The organism is Psychrobacter luti (assembly GCF_014192115.1).
In the GTDB taxonomy this organism is placed as follows: Bacteria; Pseudomonadota; Gammaproteobacteria; order Pseudomonadales; family Moraxellaceae; genus Psychrobacter; species Psychrobacter luti.
Genome location: NZ_JACHXL010000001.1, coordinates 1 through 23883 on the forward strand (window position 1 = coordinate 1; position 23883 = coordinate 23883).

19 protein-coding genes are annotated in these 23883 nt (G+C 41.7%); 8 read left to right on the forward strand and 11 right to left on the reverse strand.

The genetic code is table 11. From position 1 onward, the window contains the following. Nucleotides 1-245: 245 nt before the first annotated feature. Complete coding sequence (locus FHS24_RS00005; RefSeq protein WP_183617604.1) at nt 246-1796, forward strand: surface lipoprotein assembly modifier; 1551 nt, start codon at nt 246-248, stop codon at nt 1794-1796. Between the two features lie 86 nt (nt 1797-1882). Here FHS24_RS00005 and putP read toward each other — a convergent pair whose 3' ends face one another. Then, nucleotides 1883-3382, reverse strand: coding sequence for a sodium/proline symporter PutP (gene putP / locus FHS24_RS00010; RefSeq protein ID WP_183617606.1), 1500 nt, complete (start codon nt 3380-3382; stop codon nt 1883-1885). 512 nt (nt 3383-3894) lie between these two features. Continuing rightward, nucleotides 3895-4767 (reverse strand): LysR family transcriptional regulator, encoded by an 873-nt coding sequence (locus FHS24_RS00015; protein ID WP_183617608.1) that lies wholly within the window; start codon nt 4765-4767, stop codon nt 3895-3897. Nucleotides 4768-5184: 417 nt separating this feature from the next. Between FHS24_RS00015 and leuC the strand changes: the two genes are divergently transcribed. The 5 genes from leuC (at nt 5185) to FHS24_RS00040 (ending at nt 11256) form a co-directional block, all read left to right on the forward strand. Continuing rightward, nucleotides 5185-6603, forward strand: a complete 1419-nt coding sequence (gene leuC, locus FHS24_RS00020) for a 3-isopropylmalate dehydratase large subunit (protein WP_183617610.1) — start codon at nt 5185-5187, stop codon at nt 6601-6603. A 54-nt stretch (nt 6604-6657) separates the two neighbouring features. Beyond that, a complete protein-coding gene (gene leuD, locus FHS24_RS00025; protein WP_183617612.1) occupies nt 6658-7308 on the forward strand; it encodes a 3-isopropylmalate dehydratase small subunit in 651 nt (216 codons plus the stop codon). A gap of 186 nt (nt 7309-7494) precedes the next feature. After that, nucleotides 7495-8259 carry a hypothetical protein gene (locus FHS24_RS00030; RefSeq protein ID WP_183617614.1) on the forward strand — a complete coding sequence of 255 codons (765 nt, stop codon included), beginning with the start codon at nt 7495-7497 and terminating at the stop codon, nt 8257-8259. A gap of 212 nt (nt 8260-8471) precedes the next feature. Beyond that, nucleotides 8472-9578: a 3-isopropylmalate dehydrogenase gene (leuB, locus tag FHS24_RS00035; RefSeq protein WP_183617616.1), complete on the forward strand. Its 1107-nt coding sequence runs from the start codon at nt 8472-8474 to the stop codon at nt 9576-9578. Nucleotides 9579-10053: 475 nt separating this feature from the next. Continuing rightward, a complete protein-coding gene (locus FHS24_RS00040) occupies nt 10054-11256 on the forward strand; it encodes a L,D-transpeptidase family protein (RefSeq protein WP_183617618.1) in 1203 nt (400 codons plus the stop codon). Between the two features lie 414 nt (nt 11257-11670). Here FHS24_RS00040 and infA read toward each other — a convergent pair whose 3' ends face one another. From infA to dinB, 7 genes are all read right to left on the reverse strand, one after another. After that, nucleotides 11671-11892, reverse strand: a complete 222-nt coding sequence (infA, locus tag FHS24_RS00045) for a translation initiation factor IF-1 (RefSeq protein WP_021814850.1) — start codon at nt 11890-11892, stop codon at nt 11671-11673. A gap of 140 nt (nt 11893-12032) precedes the next feature. Further along, the gene (truA, locus tag FHS24_RS00050; RefSeq protein ID WP_183617620.1) at nt 12033-12872 is read right to left on the reverse strand and encodes a tRNA pseudouridine(38-40) synthase TruA; all 840 of its coding nucleotides are present in this window, start codon (nt 12870-12872) and stop codon (nt 12033-12035) included. A gap of 93 nt (nt 12873-12965) precedes the next feature. Further along, nucleotides 12966-14051, reverse strand: a complete 1086-nt coding sequence (locus FHS24_RS00055; protein WP_227671758.1) for an asparaginase — start codon at nt 14049-14051, stop codon at nt 12966-12968. A gap of 200 nt (nt 14052-14251) precedes the next feature. Continuing rightward, on the reverse strand, nt 14252-15871 hold the full coding sequence (locus tag FHS24_RS00060; protein ID WP_183617624.1) for a FimV/HubP family polar landmark protein: 1620 nt from the start codon (nt 15869-15871) through the stop codon (nt 14252-14254). A 51-nt stretch (nt 15872-15922) separates the two neighbouring features. Then, complete coding sequence (locus FHS24_RS00065) at nt 15923-17578, reverse strand: type IV pilus assembly protein FimV (protein ID WP_183617626.1); 1656 nt, start codon at nt 17576-17578, stop codon at nt 15923-15925. 111 nt (nt 17579-17689) lie between these two features. Then, nucleotides 17690-18964, reverse strand: a complete 1275-nt coding sequence (queA, locus tag FHS24_RS00070; protein ID WP_183617628.1) for a tRNA preQ1(34) S-adenosylmethionine ribosyltransferase-isomerase QueA — start codon at nt 18962-18964, stop codon at nt 17690-17692. Between the two features lie 190 nt (nt 18965-19154). After that, nucleotides 19155-20240, reverse strand: a complete 1086-nt coding sequence (dinB, locus tag FHS24_RS00075) for a DNA polymerase IV (protein ID WP_183617635.1) — start codon at nt 20238-20240, stop codon at nt 19155-19157. Nucleotides 20241-20665: 425 nt separating this feature from the next. Between dinB and FHS24_RS00080 the strand changes: the two genes are divergently transcribed. Further along, the gene (locus FHS24_RS00080) at nt 20666-20911 is read left to right on the forward strand and encodes a hypothetical protein (RefSeq protein ID WP_183617637.1); all 246 of its coding nucleotides are present in this window, start codon (nt 20666-20668) and stop codon (nt 20909-20911) included. A 78-nt stretch (nt 20912-20989) separates the two neighbouring features. Here FHS24_RS00080 and maiA read toward each other — a convergent pair whose 3' ends face one another. Next, entirely contained in the window at nt 20990-21625 is a 636-nt protein-coding gene (maiA, locus tag FHS24_RS00085) for a maleylacetoacetate isomerase (protein WP_183619041.1), read from the reverse strand. Nucleotides 21626-21838: 213 nt separating this feature from the next. Here maiA and FHS24_RS00090 point away from each other — a divergent pair, with 213 nt between their 5' ends. Then, nucleotides 21839-22687, forward strand: coding sequence for an IclR family transcriptional regulator (locus tag FHS24_RS00090; protein WP_183617639.1), 849 nt, complete (start codon nt 21839-21841; stop codon nt 22685-22687). A gap of 33 nt (nt 22688-22720) precedes the next feature. Here FHS24_RS00090 and dctP read toward each other — a convergent pair whose 3' ends face one another. After that, nucleotides 22721-23773 (reverse strand): TRAP transporter substrate-binding protein, encoded by a 1053-nt coding sequence (gene dctP / locus FHS24_RS00095; RefSeq protein ID WP_183617641.1) that lies wholly within the window; start codon nt 23771-23773, stop codon nt 22721-22723. Nucleotides 23774-23883 lie beyond the last annotated feature (110 nt).

Sequence of the window (23883 nt, forward strand, 5' to 3'; positions counted from 1 at the left end):
AGTTCTTAGGTGGTATCTACCAAGAGGCGCTAGAGCCAGGTGGGTCTGGCACAACAGCTGGAACGGGTACAACCTTCCAAGGTACCTTTGGTGCTACAAAGCAATAAAGTAATATGACTGTATGAAGCAAAGAAAAAGCGTCCTAGGACGCTTTTTTTCTCGCTTAAATTATTAAAATCCCTTAGGATGATTAAGTTTGGAAAATTGTTTGGAAAATTAATGATAGTACTTAGGTAAGGATACCCATGAATAATCAATATATGCGCAAACCTCTCGCTACTTCTATTTTACTAGCTATAATGGCTTTTTCTTTACCAGTTATGGCAGAAGATTCAATACCGCAGATAGGACCTGAACTTGACCAAGCTGCTGAACTGCTCAAACGTGAGAATCAGACAGCTGTATCAAACCCTACCGCTCCTTCTACTACTATTAGCGATAATGAGGCGCAGCGAGCCATTGTAAGTCGTCAGCAACTTGCAGCTGCTGCTTCATATAATTTAGATGCTTTAAAAGCTAACCCAGTGATGTTTAGCAAGTTCTTAAATACTGCGTTGGCAGCTCAAGACATGGAAACAGTAAAACAATTGCTGCCTCATTATAAGGTGCTAGAAAATAATGATCCTATGCTTATCAAGTTTGCCGACGCCTTGATATATCGTAGTGAAGCCAAAAATAAACAAGCTATTGAAATCTATCGTGAAATGCTAGCAGCAGATCCAGATTTCCATCCTGTTCGCCTAAATATGGCGATAGCACTACTAGCTGATAAGCAATATGTCGCGGCTAAAGAGCAACTTACTAAACTTCAGGCAGTCGAATTGCCAGCACCGGTTATGTCTACTGTAAGAAATTCATTAGCACGTATTAATAATCTAGAGCAATGGCAATTTAATGCTTCTGCAAGCTATGTCAGAGATAATAATATTAATGATGCACCATCAAAGTCGATTTCTAACGGTGATCTAAATTCAGTTGAGCAGCAATCAGCCAATGGTATTCAAGTTTCTGGTAGTGCCAATAAACGCTTTAATCTACCCAATAATTTCTATGCGACGGTAGGTGGCAATGCCTCCTTAAAAGGCTATTGGGATCAGACTGATTATAACGACTATCTGTTAACTGCCTCTACTGGTGTCGGCTACGATGATGCCAAAAACGATGTATCGCTCACACCATTTGTGACCAAGCGTTATTATGATGAAGAGGCTTACAGTTTACGTAAAGGGGTAACCGTCAGCGGCTCACGCTGGGTCAAACCAAAACTTAAACTATCAGCCACGACTATTTTTTCTAACGAAACCTTTGAAGATGATAGCAATGCAAATCGTGAGACAGATGGGCGCTTTCTGGGGATAAATGCTTTTTATATTAAAGATGCCAAAGAATATTTTTATGGCGGTTTAGGTAACTATCAAAATGATGTGCCCAAATCAAGCATCATTAGTTATGATCGTAACTCAATTAATGGGGGTTGGGGTCGTGAATGGAAAAAAGGGATATCAACACTAACGACCGCTGGTTATGGCATTAAAAAATATGATGATCCTGCAGATGCTTATGCGCCTGGAAGCCAAGGTTATAATGGTTATTATAGTGTTGTAGGTGGTAAACCTGGTTCAACAAGAGAAGATAAAACAGTCTCGTTGGGGTTGCAAGTATGGAAGCGTGACTTTACTTTATTGGGGCTGACGCCGCGATTGGTATTTGATTATGAAACAACCTCAAGTAACTTTGCTTACTATGATGATCGTGATGAAAAATCAGCAACGGTATTATTAACCAAAAGCTTTTAATGCAATAGATTGTATAGATTGTTCTCACAAAAAAACCTCGCCAATTAGCGAGGTTTTTTTGTCATACAATAATGAATAAAAAGTGCTTATTTATCTAAGTTCATTTCCATTTCTTCAAACTTCGCTGATACTGAAGGTCTTGGACCACCAGTCATGATACTAACTGCAAAGATAGCGATGGTACTTAAGATAAAGCCTGGAACGATAGCATATAACCAGCTGTTTAACGGGACGCCATTCATCTGGAATGGACCATAGACCCATAGGATAACAGTCAGTGCACCGACAACCATACCGGCAACTGCGCCATTACGGTTCATACGACGCCATGTGAGACTGAAGATAACCAAGGGTCCAAATGCTGCACCAAATCCTGCCCAAGCATTAGATACTAGGTTAAGTACCGAGCTTTCAGGGTTAGAAGCCAACAAGATAGCAACTACAGCAACTACAATAACTGAGAGTCTACCGACCAATACTTGACGGGCTTCTGGCGCATCTCTATCAAAGAAAAGCTTATAAACGTCTTTAGTTAATGAGCTTGATACTACCAATAGCTGCGATGAGATGGTACTCATAATAGCGGCTAAAATAGCGGCCAATAAGAAACCTGAAACCAATGGATGGAACAAGAATTGCGTGAATACTAGAAAGATAGTCTCTGGATCATCTATCGTCATGGCCGTTTTTTGTATATAAGCGCGACCAGCAAAACCAGTCATCAAGGCACCAATAAGACTGATGATCATCCAGCTCATACCGATGTTACGCGCAGCAGGGATATCCTTAACTGAGCGAATTGCCATAAAGCGAACGATAATATGAGGCTGACCAAAGTATCCTAAACCCCATGCCATTAACGACACAATACCGAGGATACTCATACCACTCGTCACATTAAGCAAGCTTGGGTCGATGTTTCTGACCGCTTCTGTCGTGGCTGAAATACCGCCAAGATCTGTGAAAGCAACGATAGGGACAATGACCATTGCAAACAGCATGATGACACCCTGTACAAAGTCGGTCATCGATACGGCTAAGAAACCACCAAATAGCGTGTAAGCAACAACGACACCAGCGGTCACCCATAGACCTGTACTATATGATAGATTTAGCGAGCTTTCGAAAAGTTTACCACCACCAACTAAGCTTGCAGCGGTATAAACCGTAAAGAATAAAATGATAACCACAGCAGAGATGACACGCAGCATATGCGACTTATCTTCAAAGCGGTTGGCGAAATAATCGGGTAGGGTGATGGCATTATCAGCGACTTCGGTATAAACACGAAGGCGCGGTGCCACGATGAGGTAATTTAAAAAGGCACCCAAGGTTAAACCAAGAGCAATCCAGATACTGACCACACCATCAGCATACATATAGCCAGGTAGACCAAGTAGTAGCCACCCTGACATATCTGAAGCGCCTGCTGATAAGGCAGTTACTGCAGGACCTAGGCTACGACCGCCTAGCATATAACCTTCAGTATCATTGGCTTGCTTAAAGTAAGCATAAATGCCAATCCCAATCATCACTAAGAAATAGGCGCCAAGTGATACCAGCACGCCACTAGAAACTCCGTTCATATAAACTGTCCTTAACCAACATGGTTGGCTGTCAATTATTTTCAACGAGAAAAATTAAGTCTTACAAGACGCTGCTCGAAAACAATGTCTTAAGATGAAAGAATCTAAAGACGAAAAAAGCCATTAAGTAGGACATAATGGCTTTTATTCAAAATCTTCTGTTAGTTTTATATGATTGATGCTGTTCTAGGACTGCTATCTATAAAGTCATGATTAAGCTGAAACGGCATATACATCTGTCAATTTTATAATCTCATCGCTCGCATCTGCTGATCATGTATAAATATCAGTCGTTTATATAACCAATCATTTAAAACCACTAAACCTACTGCTTACTATCATATATTACTAGAAGTGTTCAATATATGACTATCAGTGTGTTTAAGGTAAGTTTATGTTATCTAAACAACGTCAAATGTATTATAACGTATGAGTGGTACAAATGCGAATGCGCTATTTTGCTAAATAAAGCAGTTCTTTTAGCCAACATTATTCAAGAGCCTACTTACTCTTTATTCAATGGGCGCTAGTAGCTCTAACAATGCTGTCACGCTGCTAGATTGCGTCAGTTTTGGATTGATGACCACACCCAAATAACGTTGCAATTCGATATTATCTGCCATATCAATACGTTCTAAATCTTGACTGACCATGGTTTGTGGTAATACCGACCAGCCAAGCCCCACAGAAACCAACATCCGAATAGACTCAAGGGGATTGGTACTCATGGTGGCGTAAGGTTTTAGATTGTGCTTAGCAAATTCCGCTAAGGTAATCTGACTGGTAAAGGTATTGGCAGATGGCAAAATAGCAGGATAGCGTGCCAATTGCTCCAACGTCACATTGGACTTTGTCGCTAATGGCGATAAGGTGCCGGTCATAAAATACAGTGGATCTGACCACAAAGTATGATAGGTCAAACGCTTATCGTAGACGGGCGGCAGCGTTAAAAACGCCAATGACAAATCGCCATCGAGCACCGCTTTATGAGCAGTTTCTGAGTCGACAAAATGCACTTCTAGTTGTACAGCAGGATAAGCTTGGATAAAATGCTTAAGCACAGGGGCTAGGTGGTGTAAGCCGATATGGTGGCTGGTACCGATAACGAGTTTACCGGATACAATATGTTTAGAATGTTGTAGGTTGATTTTAAAGTTTTCATAATCTTCAAGCCAGCGTTTGGCATGAGGCAGCATTTCACTGGCAGCTTGGGTCGGTACAATGCCGCGCCCAACCGTATCAAATAGGGTGATACTAAACTCATCTTCTAAATTTTTGATGCGCTTACTGACCGCAGGCTGAGTAATAAACAGCTTTTCTGCTGCACCTGAGATGCTGCCTGTCTGCATAACAGTGACAAATGTCGTCAAATTTGTGGTATTCACACCGATGTCCTTAGCTACGTAACGAGCTATAAATAAAAGTTGGCTAGCCTAATCATAATTAATTAGAAATAAAAGTTTGTGACTATGCAAAAATCATCAATTATTATTATAGGATTAGCCTGCTATAATCACAAGACATCAAGACGTATTGTCACATATTTATTCTGTTAACGTCATGATTAGTAGCATATGGCGTATTTTGGGTAGCCATTAATGCAATAGATGATAAGTATTATAAAATATTTATACTTATTCTTTGTGCCTATAACGTCTTTATGATGCTCTATATAACATCAATGATTAAATAAGTATTAACGAAGTATTAAAGTAAAGTGCGTCAGTAGACAAAAAGATTTTGTCACTCATTCATTATTAAAGTAGTCATTCAGAAATTAGCAACTAAAAAAGGATAGCAACATGGCCGGTCAAACGTTATATGACAAACTTTGGAATGCTCACGAAGTCACCAAGCGTGACGATGGTTCGAGCCTGATTTATATCGACCGCCATTTGCTACATGAAGTGACAAGCCCGCAAGCATTTGAAGGTTTAGAGCTTGCCAATCGTGCACCGTGGCGTCTGTCGGCTAATATCGCAAGCCCTGACCATAATGTACCGACGGTCACTAAAGAGCGCTCTGAAGGTGTGGCGGGTATTAAAGATAAGGTATCGCGCTTACAAGTACTGACCTTAGATGAAAACTGTGCCAAGTTTGATATTGCTGAATTTACCATTAATGATGCGCGTCAAGGTATCTTGCACGTCGTTGGCCCTGAGCAAGGTTTGGTATTGCCTGGTATGACGGTCGTTTGTGGTGATTCACATACCGCGACTCATGGCGCACTTGGCTGTTTAGCGCATGGTATCGGCACATCAGAAGTTGAGCATGTATTGGCAACTCAGTGTTTGATTCAAAAGAAATCAAAAAATATGCAAATCCGTGTTACTGGCAAGCTTGGCGCTGGCGTGACATCAAAAGATGTAGTGCTTGCTATCATTGCCAAGATTGGCACTGCTGGCGGGACAGGGCATGCGATTGAATTTGCTGGGCAAGTATTTGAAGACATGAGCATGGAAGGTCGTATGACCGTCTGTAATATGGCAATTGAAGCGGGTGCACGCGTCGGCATGGTTGCCGTCGATGATACTACCATTGAGTATGTGAAAGGTCGCCCTTATGCACCGACTGAGGAGCAGTGGGAGCAAGCAGAAGCTTATTGGCGCACCCTGTACTCAGATGATGATGCCGTATTTGACACTGTGGTTGAGATTGATGGTAGCCAGATAGCACCGCAAGTGTCTTGGGGCACCTCACCTGAAATGGTCGTTGATATCACTCAATCGGTACCAACCCCTGACCAAGCGGCTGATGAAGCGCAAGAAGAAGGCTGGTTGCGCGCTTATACTTATATGGGTTTAGAAGCTGGCCAAAAAATTACTGATATCCAGCTTGATCGTATCTTCATTGGTTCATGTACAAACTCACGTATCGAAGATTTGCGTGATGCAGCAGCGGTGATTAAAGGTCGTAAAGTTGCCGATAATATTAAAGAAGCAATTGTTGTTGCAGGTTCTGGTCAAGTGAAATTGCAGGCAGAAGCAGAAGGTTTGGATACATTGTTTACGGAAGCGGGTTTTGAGTGGCGCGAGCCGGGTTGTTCTATGTGTTTGGCGATGAATGCCGATAAGCTTGAGCCACAAGAGCATTGTGCCTCAACGTCCAACCGTAACTTTGAGGGTCGTCAGGGTAATGGCGGTCGTACGCATTTGGTCAGCCCAGCGATGGCAGCAGCAGCAGCTTTGGCTGGTCACTTTGTTGATGTGCGCACGTTTTAATTTTAGACCACATGCTTTATTTATCGATTATAAATATATTTGATAGGAAATCTTATGCAAGCTTATAACACCCAAACTGGTATCGTTTGCCCACTCGATCGCGCAAACGTCGATACCGATCAAATCATCGCAAAACAGTTTTTAAAATCCATTAAACGTACTGGCTTTGGTGTCAATTTATTCGATGACTGGCGTTATCTTGACGAAGGCTATCCGGGTCAAGATAACAGCACTCGCGTTATTAACCCAGATTTTGTTCTAAATCAGCCACGTTATCAAGGTGCAACCATATTGCTGGCACGCAGAAACTTTGGTTGTGGCTCGAGCCGTGAGCACGCGCCTTGGGCGTTGTCTGAATACGGTTTTCGTACTGTCATTGCGCCAAGCTTTGCCGATATTTTTTATAATAACTGCTTTAAAAATGGCATGCTTCCAATCGTCTTGGATGAAGCTATTGTTGATACTTTGATGAAAGCAACGCTTGCCAATGAAGGCTATGAGTTGACCGCAGACTTAGAGCGTCAAGTGGTTATTACCCCAAGCGGTGAAGAGTATGCTTTTGAGGTCGATGAGTTTCGTAAGCATTGCTTGCTAAATGGTCTTGATGATATCGGGCTGACGTTGCAGCAAAGCGATGCGATTAAAGACTATGAGCATAAAATGATGCAAAAAACGCCTTGGATATTTAATGACGTTAGAGCATAGCTATTAGAGAATAGTCCTTATTATTCAAAGGATTGATAAAATTTTTTTAGTAGAAGATATTAATCAACATATAAAAGTGCTCAACGCTAATACAGCGTTGAGTTATGGTAATTAAGTGGCTAAAATGAATGATAATGTATTTTTATCTTATCGTAATTTCTACCTCATAATATAGTAGCCACCATTATGAATAAAACACGTTTTGTTGTATGGACAAGTACGGCTATTGCCGCAAGTTTATTATTATCTGGCTGTCAGGTATTGACGGGTTATCAACAAATAGACTCGGCAGAAAATGCCAAGGTGTGGACAGGGAAAATAAACCCTGTCGCCGGTGAAGTAAATATTGCCTGTGTCGGCACTTATCATTGCGAAATTGCCCGTATAGACCAGACGCGCATTATAGGTAGTGATACTCATGAGCCTCTTAATCCTGCCATGCTGGTTGCGATGCAAGAGGTGAATGCAAACGGTAACAGACGTACTAGTAATAAACATGGACAAGCACCAATGGCGATGGATATGACGCCGCTTACTCATAAAAAAGCGATAAAAATTGTACCTTTGTCAGCATCTGCTATGCTTGGGCTAACCAATTATTATGCGCGAGTAAAACCTGGCAAACGCGAGGTACAAGTTAACTTCTATCCAGAAAATAACGTGGGCTATGTCGAGCGTTTTGCGATGATTCACGACTTTGCTGAGGCAGGTACCTATCAGCTGCGCGCTTATCAAAAAAAGTCTAGCAACAACTCAGGCAGTTTGCTTGATAGCGCTTCGCCAGAGCCGTTATGTGTTGAGCTTTATCAAGGCAATAGTGTCGAGCGCCGCTTTTGTAAAGAGGTAGGGGCTGAGCATCAAGGAGAGTTTGTGGAAACTCGTGTTGTGAAGAATGTACCAGCACCTGCTCAGTCACAGTTAAAAACCAAAGTGAAAGCCAGAGTTTTATAAAAAGGCGTTTACATCGAAATTTATTTAAATAAACTTATTTAAACAGATAGACCCTGACTTCTTGTGTAATGCCTTACACAAGAAGTCATTTTTTAACAGGCTCTTATAAGCTCGTTAGCAGTATCCTAAATAGCAATACCATATGTAGCAGTAGCATAAATATCAATTCTATAAAGAATAATTTACTTAACCATTTACTAACAAGGATCAGTATGGCAACGATTTTAACACTAGCAGGCGATGGCATCGGCCCTGAAATCATGACTCAAGCCGTTGATGTGCTTAATGCTGTCAATAATAAGTTTGAATTAGGCTTGACCCTTGAATCTGGATTAATCGGTGGTGTGGCGTTTGATGCCACAGGTGAACCGTTGCCCGAAGAGACGCTAGAACGTGCGCGCGCAGCGGATGCAGTGTTATTGGGTGCGGTTGGTGGTCCTAAGTGGGATGCTATTGAGCGTAGCAAACGTCCTGAGCGTGGTTTACTTAAAATTCGCAGTGAGCTTGGTTTGTTTGCCAATCTGCGAGTGGCAAAACTTTACCCGCAGCTTGTTAATGCCTCAAGTATCAAGCCTGAGATTATCTCGGGTTTGGATTTGCTGATTGTGCGTGAATTGACTGGCGGTATTTATTTCGGTGAGCCGCGCGGTATTCGTACGTTAGAGAATGGTGAGCAGCAAGGCTATAACACCATGGTTTATAGCACCAGTGAAATTCAACGTATCGGTAAAGTCGCTTTTGAGCTGGCAAAAACCCGTGCACAAGCAGCAGGCAGGCCAGCCAAGGTTTGTTCTATAGATAAAGCCAATGTCTTAGAAGTCACTGAGCTGTGGAAGCAGACGATGATTGAGATACAGCAAGCGGATTATAACGATGTAGCGTTATCGCATATGTACGCTGACAATGCTTGTATGCAGCTGATTAAAGACCCAAAGCAGTTTGATGTGATGGTCACTGGCAATATGTTTGGTGATATTTTATCTGATGAAGCGGCGATGTTGACCGGCTCTATCGGTATGCTGCCGTCTGCGAGCCTCGATGAAGCGGGTAAAGGCATGTATGAGCCTTGCCATGGTTCAGCTCCTGATATCGCTGGTCAAGATAAAGCCAATCCATTGGCGACCATTTTATCTGTGGCGATGATGCTGCGTTATACCTTTAAGAAAGAAGAAGCTGCGCAAGCGATTGAGCAAGCGGTCAGTGATGTACTTGACGATGGTTTACGTACCATTGATATCCTAGATCGCAGCGAAACTGGTCTCAAACAAGTAGGTTGTCAAGAGATGGGGCAGGCGGTTCTGGCAAAATTGGTTCAATAATGCAGCTTTAATATAAGCGAACTTTTTAAATATTGTTAACTAGAAAGCCTAAAAACTAGAAAGCTTGATAATTAGAAATTCTTATAGCGAGAAACCCATAATTTGCTTAGCAAGTTATGGGTTTTTTTTATGCTTATTTAAAAGATTTATTCACCGTAACACACTCAATAAGGTAGTCGCAAAAAAGGACTTTTTTTAACACAGATACCGCAGGATAAGACTTTTATTAACATAAAGCTGTTATATGCTGACAGGCTAATATGTCACTATAGGCGAGCTTACTAAGTTATTAAAATACTAAGTCATTAAAATAAGCGCTATTTATTAACCTTAGTTTTTCTACGAAATAAATATTTTATTAAGACATTAAAAATTACTCAAAATAAATGTCTTAATAGTGAGTTTTTACCATTAAATTTCTAATAAAAAACAACATTAATAACATTAATAACAATAATTACTCTAGGAGTTTTACATGTACCAATTAACCAAAATTAGCAGCGCATTAGCAGTCTTTGGTTTATCGACAGTTTTATTCATGGGCCAAAGCTTTGCCGCTACTAATGATAATACTACTAACGATAATAATAGTGCAAATGCGCCAAGCAACGCCGCTACCAATGAAACCGTTACCAGTAAAGCAGCGCCTAATACTGTCACTAAAGAAGCTACTGCTAATAATGCCAAAGATATCAGCCCAGTGACTAATGGTGTAAGCCAAAAAGTTGCGGGTAATAGTAGAGCTGCCGTATCGTTGAATAAATTTTTACCGACCATTAAATATACGACAGAAAATCTGCCAGCAGTCGCGCAAAAGATAAATGCTGCTACTTGGAAAGAAGGCACTAAAATCGATCGTAATATCGGCACTAAGCTACAAGCTTTGTTGAACTGGAACCAAAATGGGGTTGGTCCGGTAGATGGCTATTGGGGTAAAAATACCATCAAGGCCATGCAAGCTTTTCAAAAGGCCAATGGCTTGACCGTAACTAATGATTTGAATAATGAAACTTGGCAAGCATTAACCAGAAATGAAAAACTGATGACACAGCCAGTATTGGTCAGTTATCAGCTGAGTGAAGCGGATGTTAATATTAAAACCACGAGCATTCCAGCAGGCGCAGAAGCCAAGGCTAAGCTCGATGGTATGTATTATGAAAGCGTGACGGAAGGCTTAGCAGAAAAGTTCCATATCAGTGAAAAATATCTTAAAACGTTCAATCCTACCGCTAAATTTACCGCTGGTGAAACCATCACTGTTTATAACCCAGGCAATCCTAATACGAAGCCTGTGAGCCGAGTCGTCGCTGATAAAGCCACCGAAACGCTATACGCTTATGATGCTAAGGGTAACTTAATTGCCAGCTATCCGACCACGGTAGGCAGCACAGCAACGCCGTCGCCAACAGGGACGCATACGGTAGAAGTAAAGGTACATGAGCCCAATTATACTTATACGGGCACTGATGGTAGCAAAGCCATCATTCCACCAGGTCCTAATAATCCAGTCGGGCTGGTATGGATAGGACTGAGTAAGCCTTCATACGGTATTCATGGTTCACCAGATCCTGCCCGTATTAGCCGTCAAGCATCAGCAGGTTGTATTCGCCTGACCAACTGGGACGCGCTTGCACTGCTAGGGGTGATTCAAAATGGCGCAACCGTTGAGTTTAAATAATTCATTTATAGTTAGTTAAAAACAAAATCAATGTGCTAGATACGCTAATAGTTACGTACAATTGGTATAAATTTTCCTTGCTTGCTGTTATCACAGAGGCTACGAAAAATTCATCCCAATCGCACTTTATTGATTGCGAAGTGAATTCACTATATTTAAAGGTAATTATTTAAAAACTGCTATTTAAAAGTCGTTTTTAAAAATAATTAACTCTTAAAGTTTTAATCTTAAAATAAAGACAAAAAAATACCGCTAAAAGTAGCGGTATTTTTTATGGTAAAAGCAAAAAACAATATTAATAGACTAAAATATGATAGGCAATAATGAGTAGGCTAGCAGTATCATTATTATTATCAGTTAAACCTCTCAAGCATTTATATTAATGCTGTTATAACCATTTTAGCCAATAAGAATTTAGTTTTTACCACGGTAAGTAATGCGACCTTTTGATAAGTCGTAAGGCGTCATCTCAACCTTAACTTTATCGCCAGTCAAAATGCGAATGTAATGTTTACGCATCTTACCTGAGATATGCGCAATGATTTCGTGTCCGTTTTCTAAGCGAACTTTAAACAATGTATTTGGAAGGGTATCAATAACTTCGCCTTCAAATTCAATAATATCGTCTTTTGCCATAATTTGTATCAATCAATTAAAAATAAGCCCATATTATACGTAACTTAGCGGATTAAAGCAATACAGAACCTGATTTTTGCTTGACAGCCTGTAGGTGATATGTATGTCATCTTTTATTGATTGTTCCGACTTATATTAAATTAATCGGGCAGATTGAGCCAAACAGGAGTGAGCGGCGCATTTGGTAGTAATGTTTGAAACTGCTCAGGATAATAGGCATTAATAAAGTAAAGGCCATCTCCTGAAGCTGTCGGCGGCGCAATCGTACGGTCTTTTTTGGCTAAAATATCCAAAAAGGCTTCTGGCGGCAACTCATGTCGACCAATGGCATATAAAGTGCCCATTAAATTACGCACCATATGATGCAAAAATCCGTCTGCTTGAATGTCAAAAACAATAAACTGACCGTGGGCAAAGAGCTTTGCATGACTGACAGAGCGGACGGGCTGATTAGATTGACAGGCAGCGGCACGGTAGCTACTAAAATCATGTGTACCAACAATATCGGCTGTCGCTACTTGCATCGCTGCTAAATCCAGCGGCTCATAAATGTGAGTCACTTGATGATTCAAAATAGCAGGGCGCTGAGCTTGATTGAGCGTGATATAACGATACCGACGAGCAATGGCACCAAAACGGGCATGAAAATCGTCAGGCATCGGCTGTATCCAGCGTAGGGCGATATCATCAGGTAATAAGCTGTTGACGCCGCGAAGCCAGTTGGTAGTGGGACGATAGGCGTGCGTCGTAAAATGGGCAATCATATTGCTGGCATGCACGCTTGCATCAGTACGACCAGCCGCGACGACCTCTACTACCTCATTAGCGACTTTACCGATAGCTGTCTCTAACGCTTCTTGGACGCCCAATACTTCTCGTTGCCGCTGCCAGCCATGATAGTGTGTACCCAAGAATTCAATAGCGATTGCTAATGTGTAGATTGGGGGAGCTTTAGCTTCGATGCTATTAATCTCGGGCATGTTAATCTCGGACATGGTTGGTATTGGACATTCTAGTATTGGTACTTATATCCCAGTATTGGTGCTTATAAAGTAAGCATATTAAACGCTAGTCTAACGTTTCTTGATACTAGTGCCAGCTTGATTGACATTGTTGAGCCAGCGCTGACGGCGTCTTGTTGGGCTATCATAACGCAGTAATAGCCATAAAAGCCGTGCATAGACAGCAGGAATCGTTAAACGTCCGCCACTAATTACATGATAATCATATTGCCAACTACCGGCAGCATAGCTCTCACTAACCCCGCCAAATGGCGACTGGCTAGCGCATACCACCATGTGACCGTTTTTATAAGCAAGCTCTAGTGCTTCTGCTAGCGGTGACGAATAAGGAACGTTACCTGCACCGAAACCCAATAAAATAATGCCACAAGGCGGCTGTGATAATAATGCCTGTAGCTGATTGCTCATGACCTCGGTGTCGTTTGGCAAGCAGTATAAAGCATGAATGCGCGCTTGGTTAGCACGAGATTCAATATTACTAACCAATTCTTGCTGATCATCTAGCCAATGTTGGCGGCGGGTATCTGGTAAATTTTTGATATAACTATTGGCAGGATATGCCGCTCGAGAGTGACCGGTAAATGCCATTAAATCGTGGCTATGAATTTTTTGCACAGTCTGCGCAGGCCAAGACTCATCGCCAAAAGCAATCTTGACACCTGATTCACCAGCCGCCGCCAGTTTTAATGAATCGGTAAGGTTATCCCAGGCGTCGCTATCAGCGTCAATCGCGTAGTATTGCAACACGTCGCTGTCTAATAATGGGCGCATACTAGCGGTGATGACCACGCAAATATCACTACCCGCGAAGGCCTCTGCTAAAAACGCGCCCAAATAACTTAAAGTATCCGTACCAGTAATAAGCACAAAACGCCTGTCGCCTTGTGCATAAGCCGCTAGCAAAAGCTGGTAAAAATGTACAAAGTCACTAGGGGTAAGCTGGCTGCTGTCTTTAATTAAATCATTATCAAGCCATGAAATCTGAGGAAGATGATTAGCGTTAGTTTGCTCAGCCAATAATTTCTGTAGGGTCGGCAAAAAGATATCTGCCGATAACGGTGCTAAGGGTCGCCCGTAGCTACCAAAAGTACCACCAGCATAAATAAGTCGAATAGGATTGGAGGGAGTCTTTGTCATAGTAGAAGAGGGCATAGTATTAACACAGTGAAGAAACGTGAGAGAAGAAAACGACGCCAAGTCTTAAGGCGCGTTCTAGCAAAAATAATGAGTAATGGTAGAGTGAATAATAATAGAGAGTATAAAGCTTAAATGCAAAAAAAATCAGCAAGTATTCTTATGATAATAGAATACTTGCTGATAAGAAAAGGTGCTAATTGTTATGCAGTGCGATCTAATAGGGTTTTTGCTAGGCTTTGTTGCTCGCTCGTACCTTGGCTTATGACTTCATTGAGTAAGCGTTTGGCACTATCATATTCACCCAACTGTACATATTGACCGGCTAAGTCTAGAGTGACTTGATTGCTGTCTAACGTTTTGACAAAATCAAAGTCAGCCGCAAAGCGTGATGAGAAGTCTTCTGCGCTTTCAACCGCAGTGTCAGGAGTAACTCCGCTATCAACGTTCCTATCAATGTTGCTTTCAAACTCGCTTGCAAGGTCAACTGGCGTCGTCGCTGTTGGAGTGCTTGTTAGAGAATCAAAGTCAAAATCATCATCAATCAGGGTATTATCATCGAACCTAACATTCGTAGGTGCGGTGCTAGAAGCTACTGTTTCATGAGGGAATTCATTTATTTCCTGCGCTGCATTGTCTTCGAAAGTAAAGTCATCAAAAATGTCTTCAATAAGAATAGGCGTTTCACTTGATGGCTGTGTTTCTGTCTCTGCTTCAACTGGTACATTGAAAGTATCAGTATCAGTATCAGTATCAGTATCATTGATATGATCAACAGTATCGAGAGATAAAGTAAAGTCTTTTTGCTCTAGTTGAATATCTTCTGTAGTAGCTTTATCAATATCAGCATAAACGTTATCATCGCTAGCTTCAATTTCTAAATCTGCCAAATCTAAGACAAAGTTTTCATTGTCATCTAATGTGATGTCACTAGACGTATCATTAGATAGAGTGGTAGTAGGCGCTTCCGTAGAGATATCTTGCGACTCTGCTAAGTCGAATTCAAAATCAAAATCGGAGTCACTGACACTGCTATCGCTACTATTCTCATTTTCATTTATAACAGCTGAAGTAGATAAAATTTCATTATCAGCGATATTTAGCTCAGCAACCGGTGTCATGCTAGTAGCGGTGGGCTCGTTAATATCGTTTTCTAAGTCATTCAGGCTCAGGTCAAAATCTTGCTCGATATTATCGAAATCATTAGAAGTAGCTAAAGTGTTGTCCGAGCTGTCTGTTAAGTCGCTTCTATAGGCCGTAGTTTGAATTGCATCATCGTCAAGAGTGTTATCAATAATGGCGTTTTGACTGTCGACTTTGTCTGCAGGTATATCAAAATCGATACTCTCAAAACCTGCATCTTCTCCATTGTCAGCTGGTAAAGCATGTTTGGCTGCTTGATTTTGTTCTTCAGTCAGCAATGCTTTTAATTCGTCTGCTTGAGCAATACTTTTTGCATCAGCATGAGTTTTAATAGAGTCATAGACTTTATTAAAGTTATCAGATTGATCTATCGTGGCGTATATTGCAAGTAGTTTAAGAGATAATTGGCTATCATTAGGTTTTTCAATGAGACCGCGATTGAGCGTTTCAATGGCTTTGTCATAGCGCTGCTGATCCATGAAACGTTGTGCAATCTCAATAGGATTAAATTTTTTGTCATTATTACTGTTGACTTGAATAGGTGTTTCTTTAGGCGCAGTTTTCCCTGCCTTTACAATTGGCTGCCCTGATGGTTTTTGTGCTTTATTTTTACGCACGACCAAAACCGCTATTAGTACAATAAATACCAATCCGGCAATAATATATAGCATATTGTCCATAGTTACTCCTGCGCCCACGATCACAGCATAGTGCATGGATCGGTTAGGCAATTATTGATTGCGTAGTTTTTCGAGACGAGCTTGTAGCTCCGCCAGTTTTTGGTTTTGTAATTGCAGTTTTTTAGTATAACTGCCAAGCATGCTGTTGGTCTTTGATAAACGCTGAGCTTGGTCGGCAGTACTTTGTCGTGATGATTTAAGAATATCTAACACATCTGTGCTAAGCCCGTTGCCCGTTGTCATACCTGCCTTAGTTTTAGTGCCATCTGCACTACCATCATGGCCAGGAGCGAGAACAGAAAACTGAGCGGTTGGCAGTGTCTGCGTTTTCTTTATAACCGGCTTCTCAGTACGTGTTGTCGCTTTAGCATGCCCAGTTTTTGTTTTAAGGGCAGTTTTCGGTGCAGCAGGTTTTTTAACTATTGGTGTGTTTGCTTTTCTATTATGCCGTTTTTGCTCACTGATAGCGGCCTGTAGCTTTTTTTGTGATGGCACGACATCATATTTGGGTAAACTTAACTGAGCATCGGCTTTTAGCTGATCCGCATTTTTATTGATAAAGGCATTCGGGTTTTGTGTTTGAATCTCGTTCATGACGGTTTGCACATCAAGATTGTTTTTCTCTGCGATTTGCTGGGCAATGATCCATAAATTATCGTTACGCTGTACGGTATAGTTAAACTCAGAGCTCGTGTCATTATTAGCAGAAGCGATACTAGCGCCTTTATCATTGGAACCTAGCGTAGATAGATTTCCAGAGGAAAGGGCTTGCTGTGGGGCAATCTGGGTAGATGGGGCTGCACTATCTGAATTGTTTTTAGCTGTTGGCAAAGGGTTGATAGGTGTTGGCGCCGTAGGCGTGGCAGCCATCAAATTCGTGTGATTTGCATTGCTTGTATTGTTTGAAACGTTAGGCTGTATCTGACGGGTAATCTGGATATTCAAGATATCAAATTGATTATCCGTAAGCCCAGTAGCAGATGCACTGCCGTTGAGATTCCCTGTTGGATGATTGTTAGCATGATTGACAGCTGTCATCGTAGGATTGCTCTGCTTGTCAGCATTGCTATTCAAACGCTCGTTATCTAAGCGACTGTTCTTTAAACTATTGGGAGAATATACCGTAGTAGAACTTTGCGTGGCAGGCGTAATAACGGCTGTAGGTGCCAATAATAGTGGTGGTGGCGTGCCCTTTTTAACAATTAACGGTTGCGCGTTTGTGGTAGAAACCTTAGGTAAGTTCGGCTTTTTTGCGCCTGTAACGATATTTTGAGTAGGTGTAATCGGTAAGCTGTCACTTAGGGGCATCAGCAATGTCTTAGGAATAACATTGCGCTGAGTACCATCATTAATAGATAACACCACATCTGCAAAAGGCTTAGAGACAGGTTTGGTCGTCGTGATAAGAACGTGGCCACTGGTGGCTGACGTCGGTTGGAAACGGACGGTCATTGAGTCAGTGGGCGTCAAGCCCATTTGCTGATAAATAGTAGAGTTCGCCAAACTTGCTGAAAAATCAGCGGTCTTAATATCAGTGATCATAATACTGGCAGCTAAAGGTTCATGCTGCGCTGAGGTAATGACTGTCTTGCCGATGGTGGCTGCTTGGGCATGAGACATAAAAGCTGCATAGCCGACTGAATAAAGCAGCGCCATTGATACTGAGCGATGTACAGTAGTCAAGCGATGAGATAAGTGACAAGACATGTGCAGCCCTTTAGAGTGAGAGTTATCTGTGTTGTTATAACAAAATACTGTTTAGTTTACCAGTTTATTTCACCGCTGTTGTGAACAATGCCTGAATTGTTTGCTTAATGTTTATTCTTGCAACTGAATATTTTTATCAAGCAGCATGGCATCACCATAGCTAAAAAAGCGATATTCGGTATTAATGGCATGTTGATATGCCTGTTCGATGGCCACTTTGCCTGCAAATGCTGAGACTAACATCAGCAACGTAGACTTTGGCAAATGAAAATTAGTAAACAGTTTATCTATAACACCAAACTTAAACCCTGGATAAATAAAGATATCGGTATCACCCGCCCAACTAGAAAGTACTTGACCATTGACCGCTGTTTTTTGATACGCAGTCTCAAGCACTCGTGTTACCGTTGTTCCAATTGCAATCACTTGCTTACCATTGGCATGCGTTTGGTTAATAAGGTCAGCGGTAGTTTGGGGCAGGTGAGCATATTCGCTATGCATGGTGTGATTGAGCAAGTTGTCTGTTTTTACGGGGGCAAACGTACCAGCACCAACATGTAAGGTGACAAAAGCGGTATTAATGCCTTTGGCGGCAAGCTTATCTAACACGAGCTCATCAAAATGTAAGCTGGCTGTGGGTGCAGCAACGCTGGCAAGTTTGGCTGGGTCATGAAAAACCGTCTGATAACGGGTATTGTCAGTCGCATCGGCGTGGCGCTCAAAGTAGGGCGGAATAGGCAGCTCACCATAACGCTCTAAATCAGGCAAAATAGACGCCTCAAAAGCTAAAATAAATAAGTTATCTTGGCGACCAATCATCACAGCGTGCATATGACCATCGGCAATCTGCAACCGTTGCCCAAGTTTGGGTGCTTTACTGGCTTTAACATGGCAAAGGGCAATATGCTCTTGGCTAACGGTTGTACCGTCTGTCGTTTGTAAATGTAAGGTCGCATCATCTAAATCTGATAGCTCAACCAAACGCTCAATCAGCACTTCTATCTTACCGCCCGTGTCTTTTTGCCCAAACAAGCGCGCTTTCATGACTTTGGTGTCGTTAAAGACAATTAAGTCGCCCGTGTTTAGCAGGTCGGGCAGCTCAGAAAATTGTTTGTCTAAAATCTGACTGTTATCATTTCTTTGCGTATTTTTAGTTAAATATAGCAACTTTGATGCTGAACGCTGCGCCAATGGGTAACGAGCGATTAAGCTGTCTGGCAGCTCATAATCGTAATCATCCACACTAAGATAGTCTAAAACGTCATCGTTCTTATTAATATCGTTATGTAGGTTTTTATCATTACTGTTGTTGAAGTTTTTGTCGGTATTGTTATTGGTCGTATTAGTAAAATTAACATCTGGGTTTATAGGTTGAGAGTCAGTCATAGTCGGTCTTTCAATAGATAGAAGTTTCGAGGTAATTGTAGCAGAAATGCGGATATGAAAGAACGGTTTCCTAAGCATTACCCGTTCATAAATGACGAATGGTAAGTAAAATAGCCTAAGCAAAATAACTTAAGGTGTGACAATTTTATGGCTTTATTTCCAATAGCTTTGTTTGCAAAGATTTAATGACTTATTCAAATAAATTTAGCTGCGGCAGTATTTGAGTGGCGGGCGTTAACGAAGAAAAAGTAACACCGACAAGCCGGATAGGCAGCAGACGTGGAATGTCTAAAAACAGCTTATCAAGCCAGTAATGGGCAGATTCAGCGCTATCAAAAGCCGTGGATAAGGTGTGTGAACGCGTGACTTGGGTAAAATCAGCGTATTTAATTTTAAGGGTAATGGTATAGGCGATTAGTTGCTTATTATGCAGCTGCTCAAAAGCATCGGCATTTTGCTCATAGATTTGTATACGTAACTCATCATCGTGACTTAAATTGTCCCTAAAAGTGGTCTCAGAACCAACCGACTTGTGCGTACGCTGCGATTTAACGGGGCGTTCGTCACGGCCATGGGCGATGTCATGATAAAACTGTCCACGTTTACCAAACTCATTGACTAATAGGGCAGCAGGGGTGCGCCGCAGGTCAGCACCGTTACTGATACCCATCGCATGCAAGCGTTTCGCCGTTGCTTTGCCAATCCCATGAAAACGCTCAATAGGCAGTGTGCTAATAAACGCATCGGCATCCGCTGGCGTGATAACCGCCGTGCCATTGGGTTTATTAATATCAGAGGCAATCTTGGCCAGCATTTTATTAAAGGACACGCCCGCAGAGGCATTAAGTCCTGTCTGCTCTAAAATTTGCGCCCGTAGCCAATTTGCCATTAGTGTGGCTGAGCCATGATGCACACTCAGTCCTGTCACATCAAGATAGGCTTCGTCTAACGATAAAGGTTCAACGTGCGAGGTTAAGCTGTGCATAATGCGGCGAATATCTTGACTGACCGCTCGATAGACATCAAAGCGTGGCCTGACAAATATGACGTCGGGGCAACGTTTGCGTGCTTCATAACATGACATAGCTGAGCGTACGCCAAACTTACGCACCTCATAACTGGCAGCTGCAACCACCCCACGACCACTGGGATCGCCACCGACGACCAAAGGCTTGCCGCGTAGTTCAGGAAAGTCGCGTTGTTCTACACTGGCATAAAAAGCATCCATGTCAATGTGAATAATCTTGCGTGGGCTAGGTGTGATAAGAGCAGTCATAACCACTATTTTACCTGATTTGCAACCTTTGTTTTAGTCTCTCTTGTTGAGTATGAAATCGTTTATAAGGAGGCTAATACTACTATTGATATAGAGCGGGTTAGTGGCACTAAGCACGATATTTGGCATTTTTGATAGCCTATCTGGCAACATTAATCAGTTTTGCTTAACGTTTATCCGAATATACCTACCGTTTATCGGCAAGAAACACTTTATATGTTACAGTTTTGCTGCTATTGTTTTATAATAAAGTATCCAAAGAAGTTAATGGCTATTAAGTAAAATACGACTTTATGATTTTATTTTTCAGCATATATGGATGTTTGTATAGCTCATGTCATACTCATGGAACGAGCAATGATGTAAGGTATTAGCAGAAAACCACTGAGCTTTACTGGTAGTACAGGATAGTTAAGGAGCTGGATATGAATGGTGAGGTAACAGGGAGCAACTTGACCCGCGCATTACTTGAACATAGTAATAAACCAATATGGTGTGCGGTTGATGATGAAAGTGATGAACAAGCGATGATGGATCATGATGGTAATGATTTTACCGCCTATATCGTATCATTTAAAGATGGCTACTTTTATTGTAGCTGCGGCACACCTTGGGCATACGCGGTACCAATCAAGGTAAGTGCGATCACGCAGTGTGAGGTGAACGTTTGAGTAGCATGGTAAGTAGTAAATCACCTATATAAAATAGCCTCATACTGTAGAGGCTATTTTTTTGTCAATATTAAGTGCTTAGGCATCAGGTTGAGCCATAGGATCGGCGTCAGCAAAGGCTTTAAGCGTGCGACAATGCGTATCGATCTCGGCTATATTAGGGTAGGCGCTTAAATCTACTTTAAAGCGTCTTGCCGATGCGACTTGCGGAATCAAATAGCAATCTGCAAAAGTAGGGTTATCACCGTAACAGAACTTTCCACGGCTGTTATCTTGTGCTAAGCGTTTTTCTAACGCTGCAAAACCCTCACTTATCCAGCGATTACACCATTTTATAACTTTATCCTCGTCTACCGATAGCTCATTGCGTAGATATTGCAGAATACGGCGATTGTTAATGGGGTGGATATCGCAACCAATCATGGCGCTTAGTGCACGTACCTGCATACGACCGGCAGCGTCTTTAGGCAATAGCGGCGTCTCGGGATAAACCTCTTCCAACCACTCTAAGATAGCCGGACTTTGAAACAACAGCAAATCATCTGCTTGTAATACCGGCACTAAACCTTGTGGATTAATGGCTTTAAACGCTGATTCAAGCTGCTGATCTCTTGCCAAGTTAACCGCGATATACTCATAAGCTAAACTTTTAAGATTCATCGCGATACGAGTACGATGCGATGTTCCGCTACGAAAGTAACTATATAACTTCATCATTATCAATTCCCTTTATAATGGTAGGTTGTTTGTGTCATAAGTGGTTATAATTATTGATACCATGCTTATGTTATATAATCCAAATGAGTAATGTTAAGTCGTACTGTTATGAGATTTCCATAAATAATACATTAACAAAGTAGACCATTAATAGCGTAGATAACTAATATAGTAAGCCATCAATTGAACAAACCACTGATTGAGCAAAACATGCCCGTATCTGAAAACCTGACAGACAATCCTACTACTAATAAAAACCAAGGTGGTGTACAGTCACTTGAAATCGGATTGTCAGTATTAGACGTCCTTATCAATCACAACGAGCCTATGATGCTTAAAGATATTGCGCAAAATGTGCAAATGCATCCGGCAAAGTGTCATCGCTATCTGGTCAGTCTTATTCGTAAAAGTTATGCGCGGCAGCTCAGCGATGGTCGTTATGGACTGGGCGTGCGCGTTAATACACTGGCATCATTGGGATATACTGGATTTAATCAAAACAATATCTTGGAGCGACTGACCCATATCGCCAATGAGATTAAAGACACGTTACACTGCGGCGTGCAAATTGCCAAATGGTTTAGTGAAGGTCCGATTATCATTCAATCGGTTGAGCCAGATAGCCCAATCAGTATCATAACTCGTATCGGATCACGTATGCCATTAACGACATCGGCTACAGGTCATTTGTTTGCAAGCTATCAGTCAGATGCTGTTATTAAACCCTTAGTCATCGCAGAATGGCAAGCGAAGCAAGAGACAGTAATAACAGAGAAATGGCATTACTTTAACCAATTGCGAGCCAAAATTCGTACCCAAGGCTATGCGACCGTCACCGGTGATATGCTTATGGGAATTAATGCTATAACTATCCCTGTTATCATACCGCAGCTTGCTAGCAATGTAAGCTCATCAGATAATGCTAAGTCATCGGGTGATAGCTTGGCATTAGAATATGCCATTACTATCATCGGCACCACAGAGCAGTTGCCGATGAGTGAGCAGCGTAACGTGGTCGAGCAAATACTAGCGATAGCGCAGCGTTATCAAATAGCGTAGCCATTAGTTTGATTCGAACCCAACTCCTTTAGATTAGACCTTGCAGGCGACACTAGCAGCTTTCGCCTGGTCATAAACGGCATCACCGTCCAAACCAAGCGCTGCTAATTCATCAAGATATCGTTGAGTACCTTCTAATAACGGGCCTTTCCAATTAGGATCGTTTAAGGGGTCTGGAATATCAATCATAGTATCGCCTTTGGCACGCGCTGCAGCCATGGCTGCTTCATTACTTTCATCAAATACTCTTGCAATACGTTTTGACAGCTCTAAACCAGAGTTATCATCAATGACCTTTTTTAGGTCATCGGGTAGACTGTTGTATTTATCCTTATTCATAGTTACTACGAAGGTAGAGTTATAAAAAGGAATGTTGGTATGATGATTGAGTAACTCATCTAAACGGAATGCTTGAATAGGCTGCCAAGTAAAGGCTAAACCATCAATAACACCACGTTGCAATGAGGTATAAGTATCACTAGCAGGCATCCCAACTGGAGCTGCTCCAATCGTATCGATAACATGGCTTGCAACCACAGATGGTTGACGAATACGTAAGCCTTTCATGTCAGCAGGTGTACGAATCGGTTTGTCAGCGGTATGTAATGCGCCTTGTCCTGAGCCCATCAAAGAAAGTAAATGGGTGTCTTCATATTCACTATTGATTGCGCCATTATTATATAGCTCATACAAGATACAGGTTTGCTGTTCTGCTGTATTGGATATACCTGGCAACTCGACCACTTGAGTTAAAGGGAAACGCCCAGCAGTGTAGCCCTGCACTTGCATACCGATATCGACGGTACCTTTGGCTGCAGCTTCATAAGTGGCGCCTGGCTTGCTGAGCGTGGCAGAAGGGTAGATTTCAACTTTTAAGCGTCCCTTGGAATCTTCTTCAATCTTGCGAGCCCAAGGCTCAAAGCCCTCGGTATTTATATTGTCGTTGGCAGTCATAAAATGTGAAAATCTTAACGTGGTTACTTTGTCTGAATCTATAGATTCACTGACAGATTGCTCGTTATTTGAACAGCCTGATAATGTGAGTAGCGAAGCTAATGCTATCCCTAAAGGTGTTTTTATTTTCATCGTAGAGTCCTTTCTTGATGACTAGATTTTATTGATTGGCTATCTTTTTTGATTCTATTGTCATTTGATTATCATATTCATTTTAATAATCAAACAACAATAGATAGCTA

Bases quoted from the DNA above. Each gene is read 5' to 3' on its own strand.
- maiA (WP_183619041.1), bottom strand. From the start codon at position 21,625: ATGAAGTTATATAGTTACTTTCGTAGCGGAACATCGCATCGTACTCGT.
- queA (WP_183617628.1), bottom strand. From the start codon at position 18,964: ATGACTGACTCTCAACCTATAAACCCAGATGTTAATTTTACTAATACG.
- leuB (WP_183617616.1), top strand. From the start codon at position 8,472: ATGGCAACGATTTTAACACTAGCAGGCGATGGCATCGGCCCTGAAATC.
- FHS24_RS00080 (WP_183617637.1), top strand. From the start codon at position 20,666: ATGAATGGTGAGGTAACAGGGAGCAACTTGACCCGCGCATTACTTGAA.
- infA (WP_021814850.1), bottom strand. From the start codon at position 11,892: ATGGCAAAAGACGATATTATTGAATTTGAAGGCGAAGTTATTGATACC.
- leuC (WP_183617610.1), top strand. From the start codon at position 5,185: ATGGCCGGTCAAACGTTATATGACAAACTTTGGAATGCTCACGAAGTC.
- leuD (WP_183617612.1), top strand. From the start codon at position 6,658: ATGCAAGCTTATAACACCCAAACTGGTATCGTTTGCCCACTCGATCGC.
- FHS24_RS00005 (WP_183617604.1), top strand. From the start codon at position 246: ATGAATAATCAATATATGCGCAAACCTCTCGCTACTTCTATTTTACTA.
- dinB (WP_183617635.1), bottom strand. From the start codon at position 20,240: ATGACTGCTCTTATCACACCTAGCCCACGCAAGATTATTCACATTGAC.
- FHS24_RS00065 (WP_183617626.1), bottom strand. From the start codon at position 17,578: ATGTCTTGTCACTTATCTCATCGCTTGACTACTGTACATCGCTCAGTA.
- dctP (WP_183617641.1), bottom strand. From the start codon at position 23,773: ATGAAAATAAAAACACCTTTAGGGATAGCATTAGCTTCGCTACTCACA.
- putP (WP_183617606.1), bottom strand. From the start codon at position 3,382: ATGAACGGAGTTTCTAGTGGCGTGCTGGTATCACTTGGCGCCTATTTC.
- FHS24_RS00030 (WP_183617614.1), top strand. From the start codon at position 7,495: ATGAATAAAACACGTTTTGTTGTATGGACAAGTACGGCTATTGCCGCA.
- FHS24_RS00090 (WP_183617639.1), top strand. From the start codon at position 21,839: ATGCCCGTATCTGAAAACCTGACAGACAATCCTACTACTAATAAAAAC.
- FHS24_RS00040 (WP_183617618.1), top strand. From the start codon at position 10,054: ATGTACCAATTAACCAAAATTAGCAGCGCATTAGCAGTCTTTGGTTTA.
- truA (WP_183617620.1), bottom strand. From the start codon at position 12,872: ATGCCCGAGATTAATAGCATCGAAGCTAAAGCTCCCCCAATCTACACA.
- FHS24_RS00060 (WP_183617624.1), bottom strand. From the start codon at position 15,871: ATGGACAATATGCTATATATTATTGCCGGATTGGTATTTATTGTACTA.
- FHS24_RS00055 (WP_227671758.1), bottom strand. From the start codon at position 14,051: ATGACAAAGACTCCCTCCAATCCTATTCGACTTATTTATGCTGGTGGT.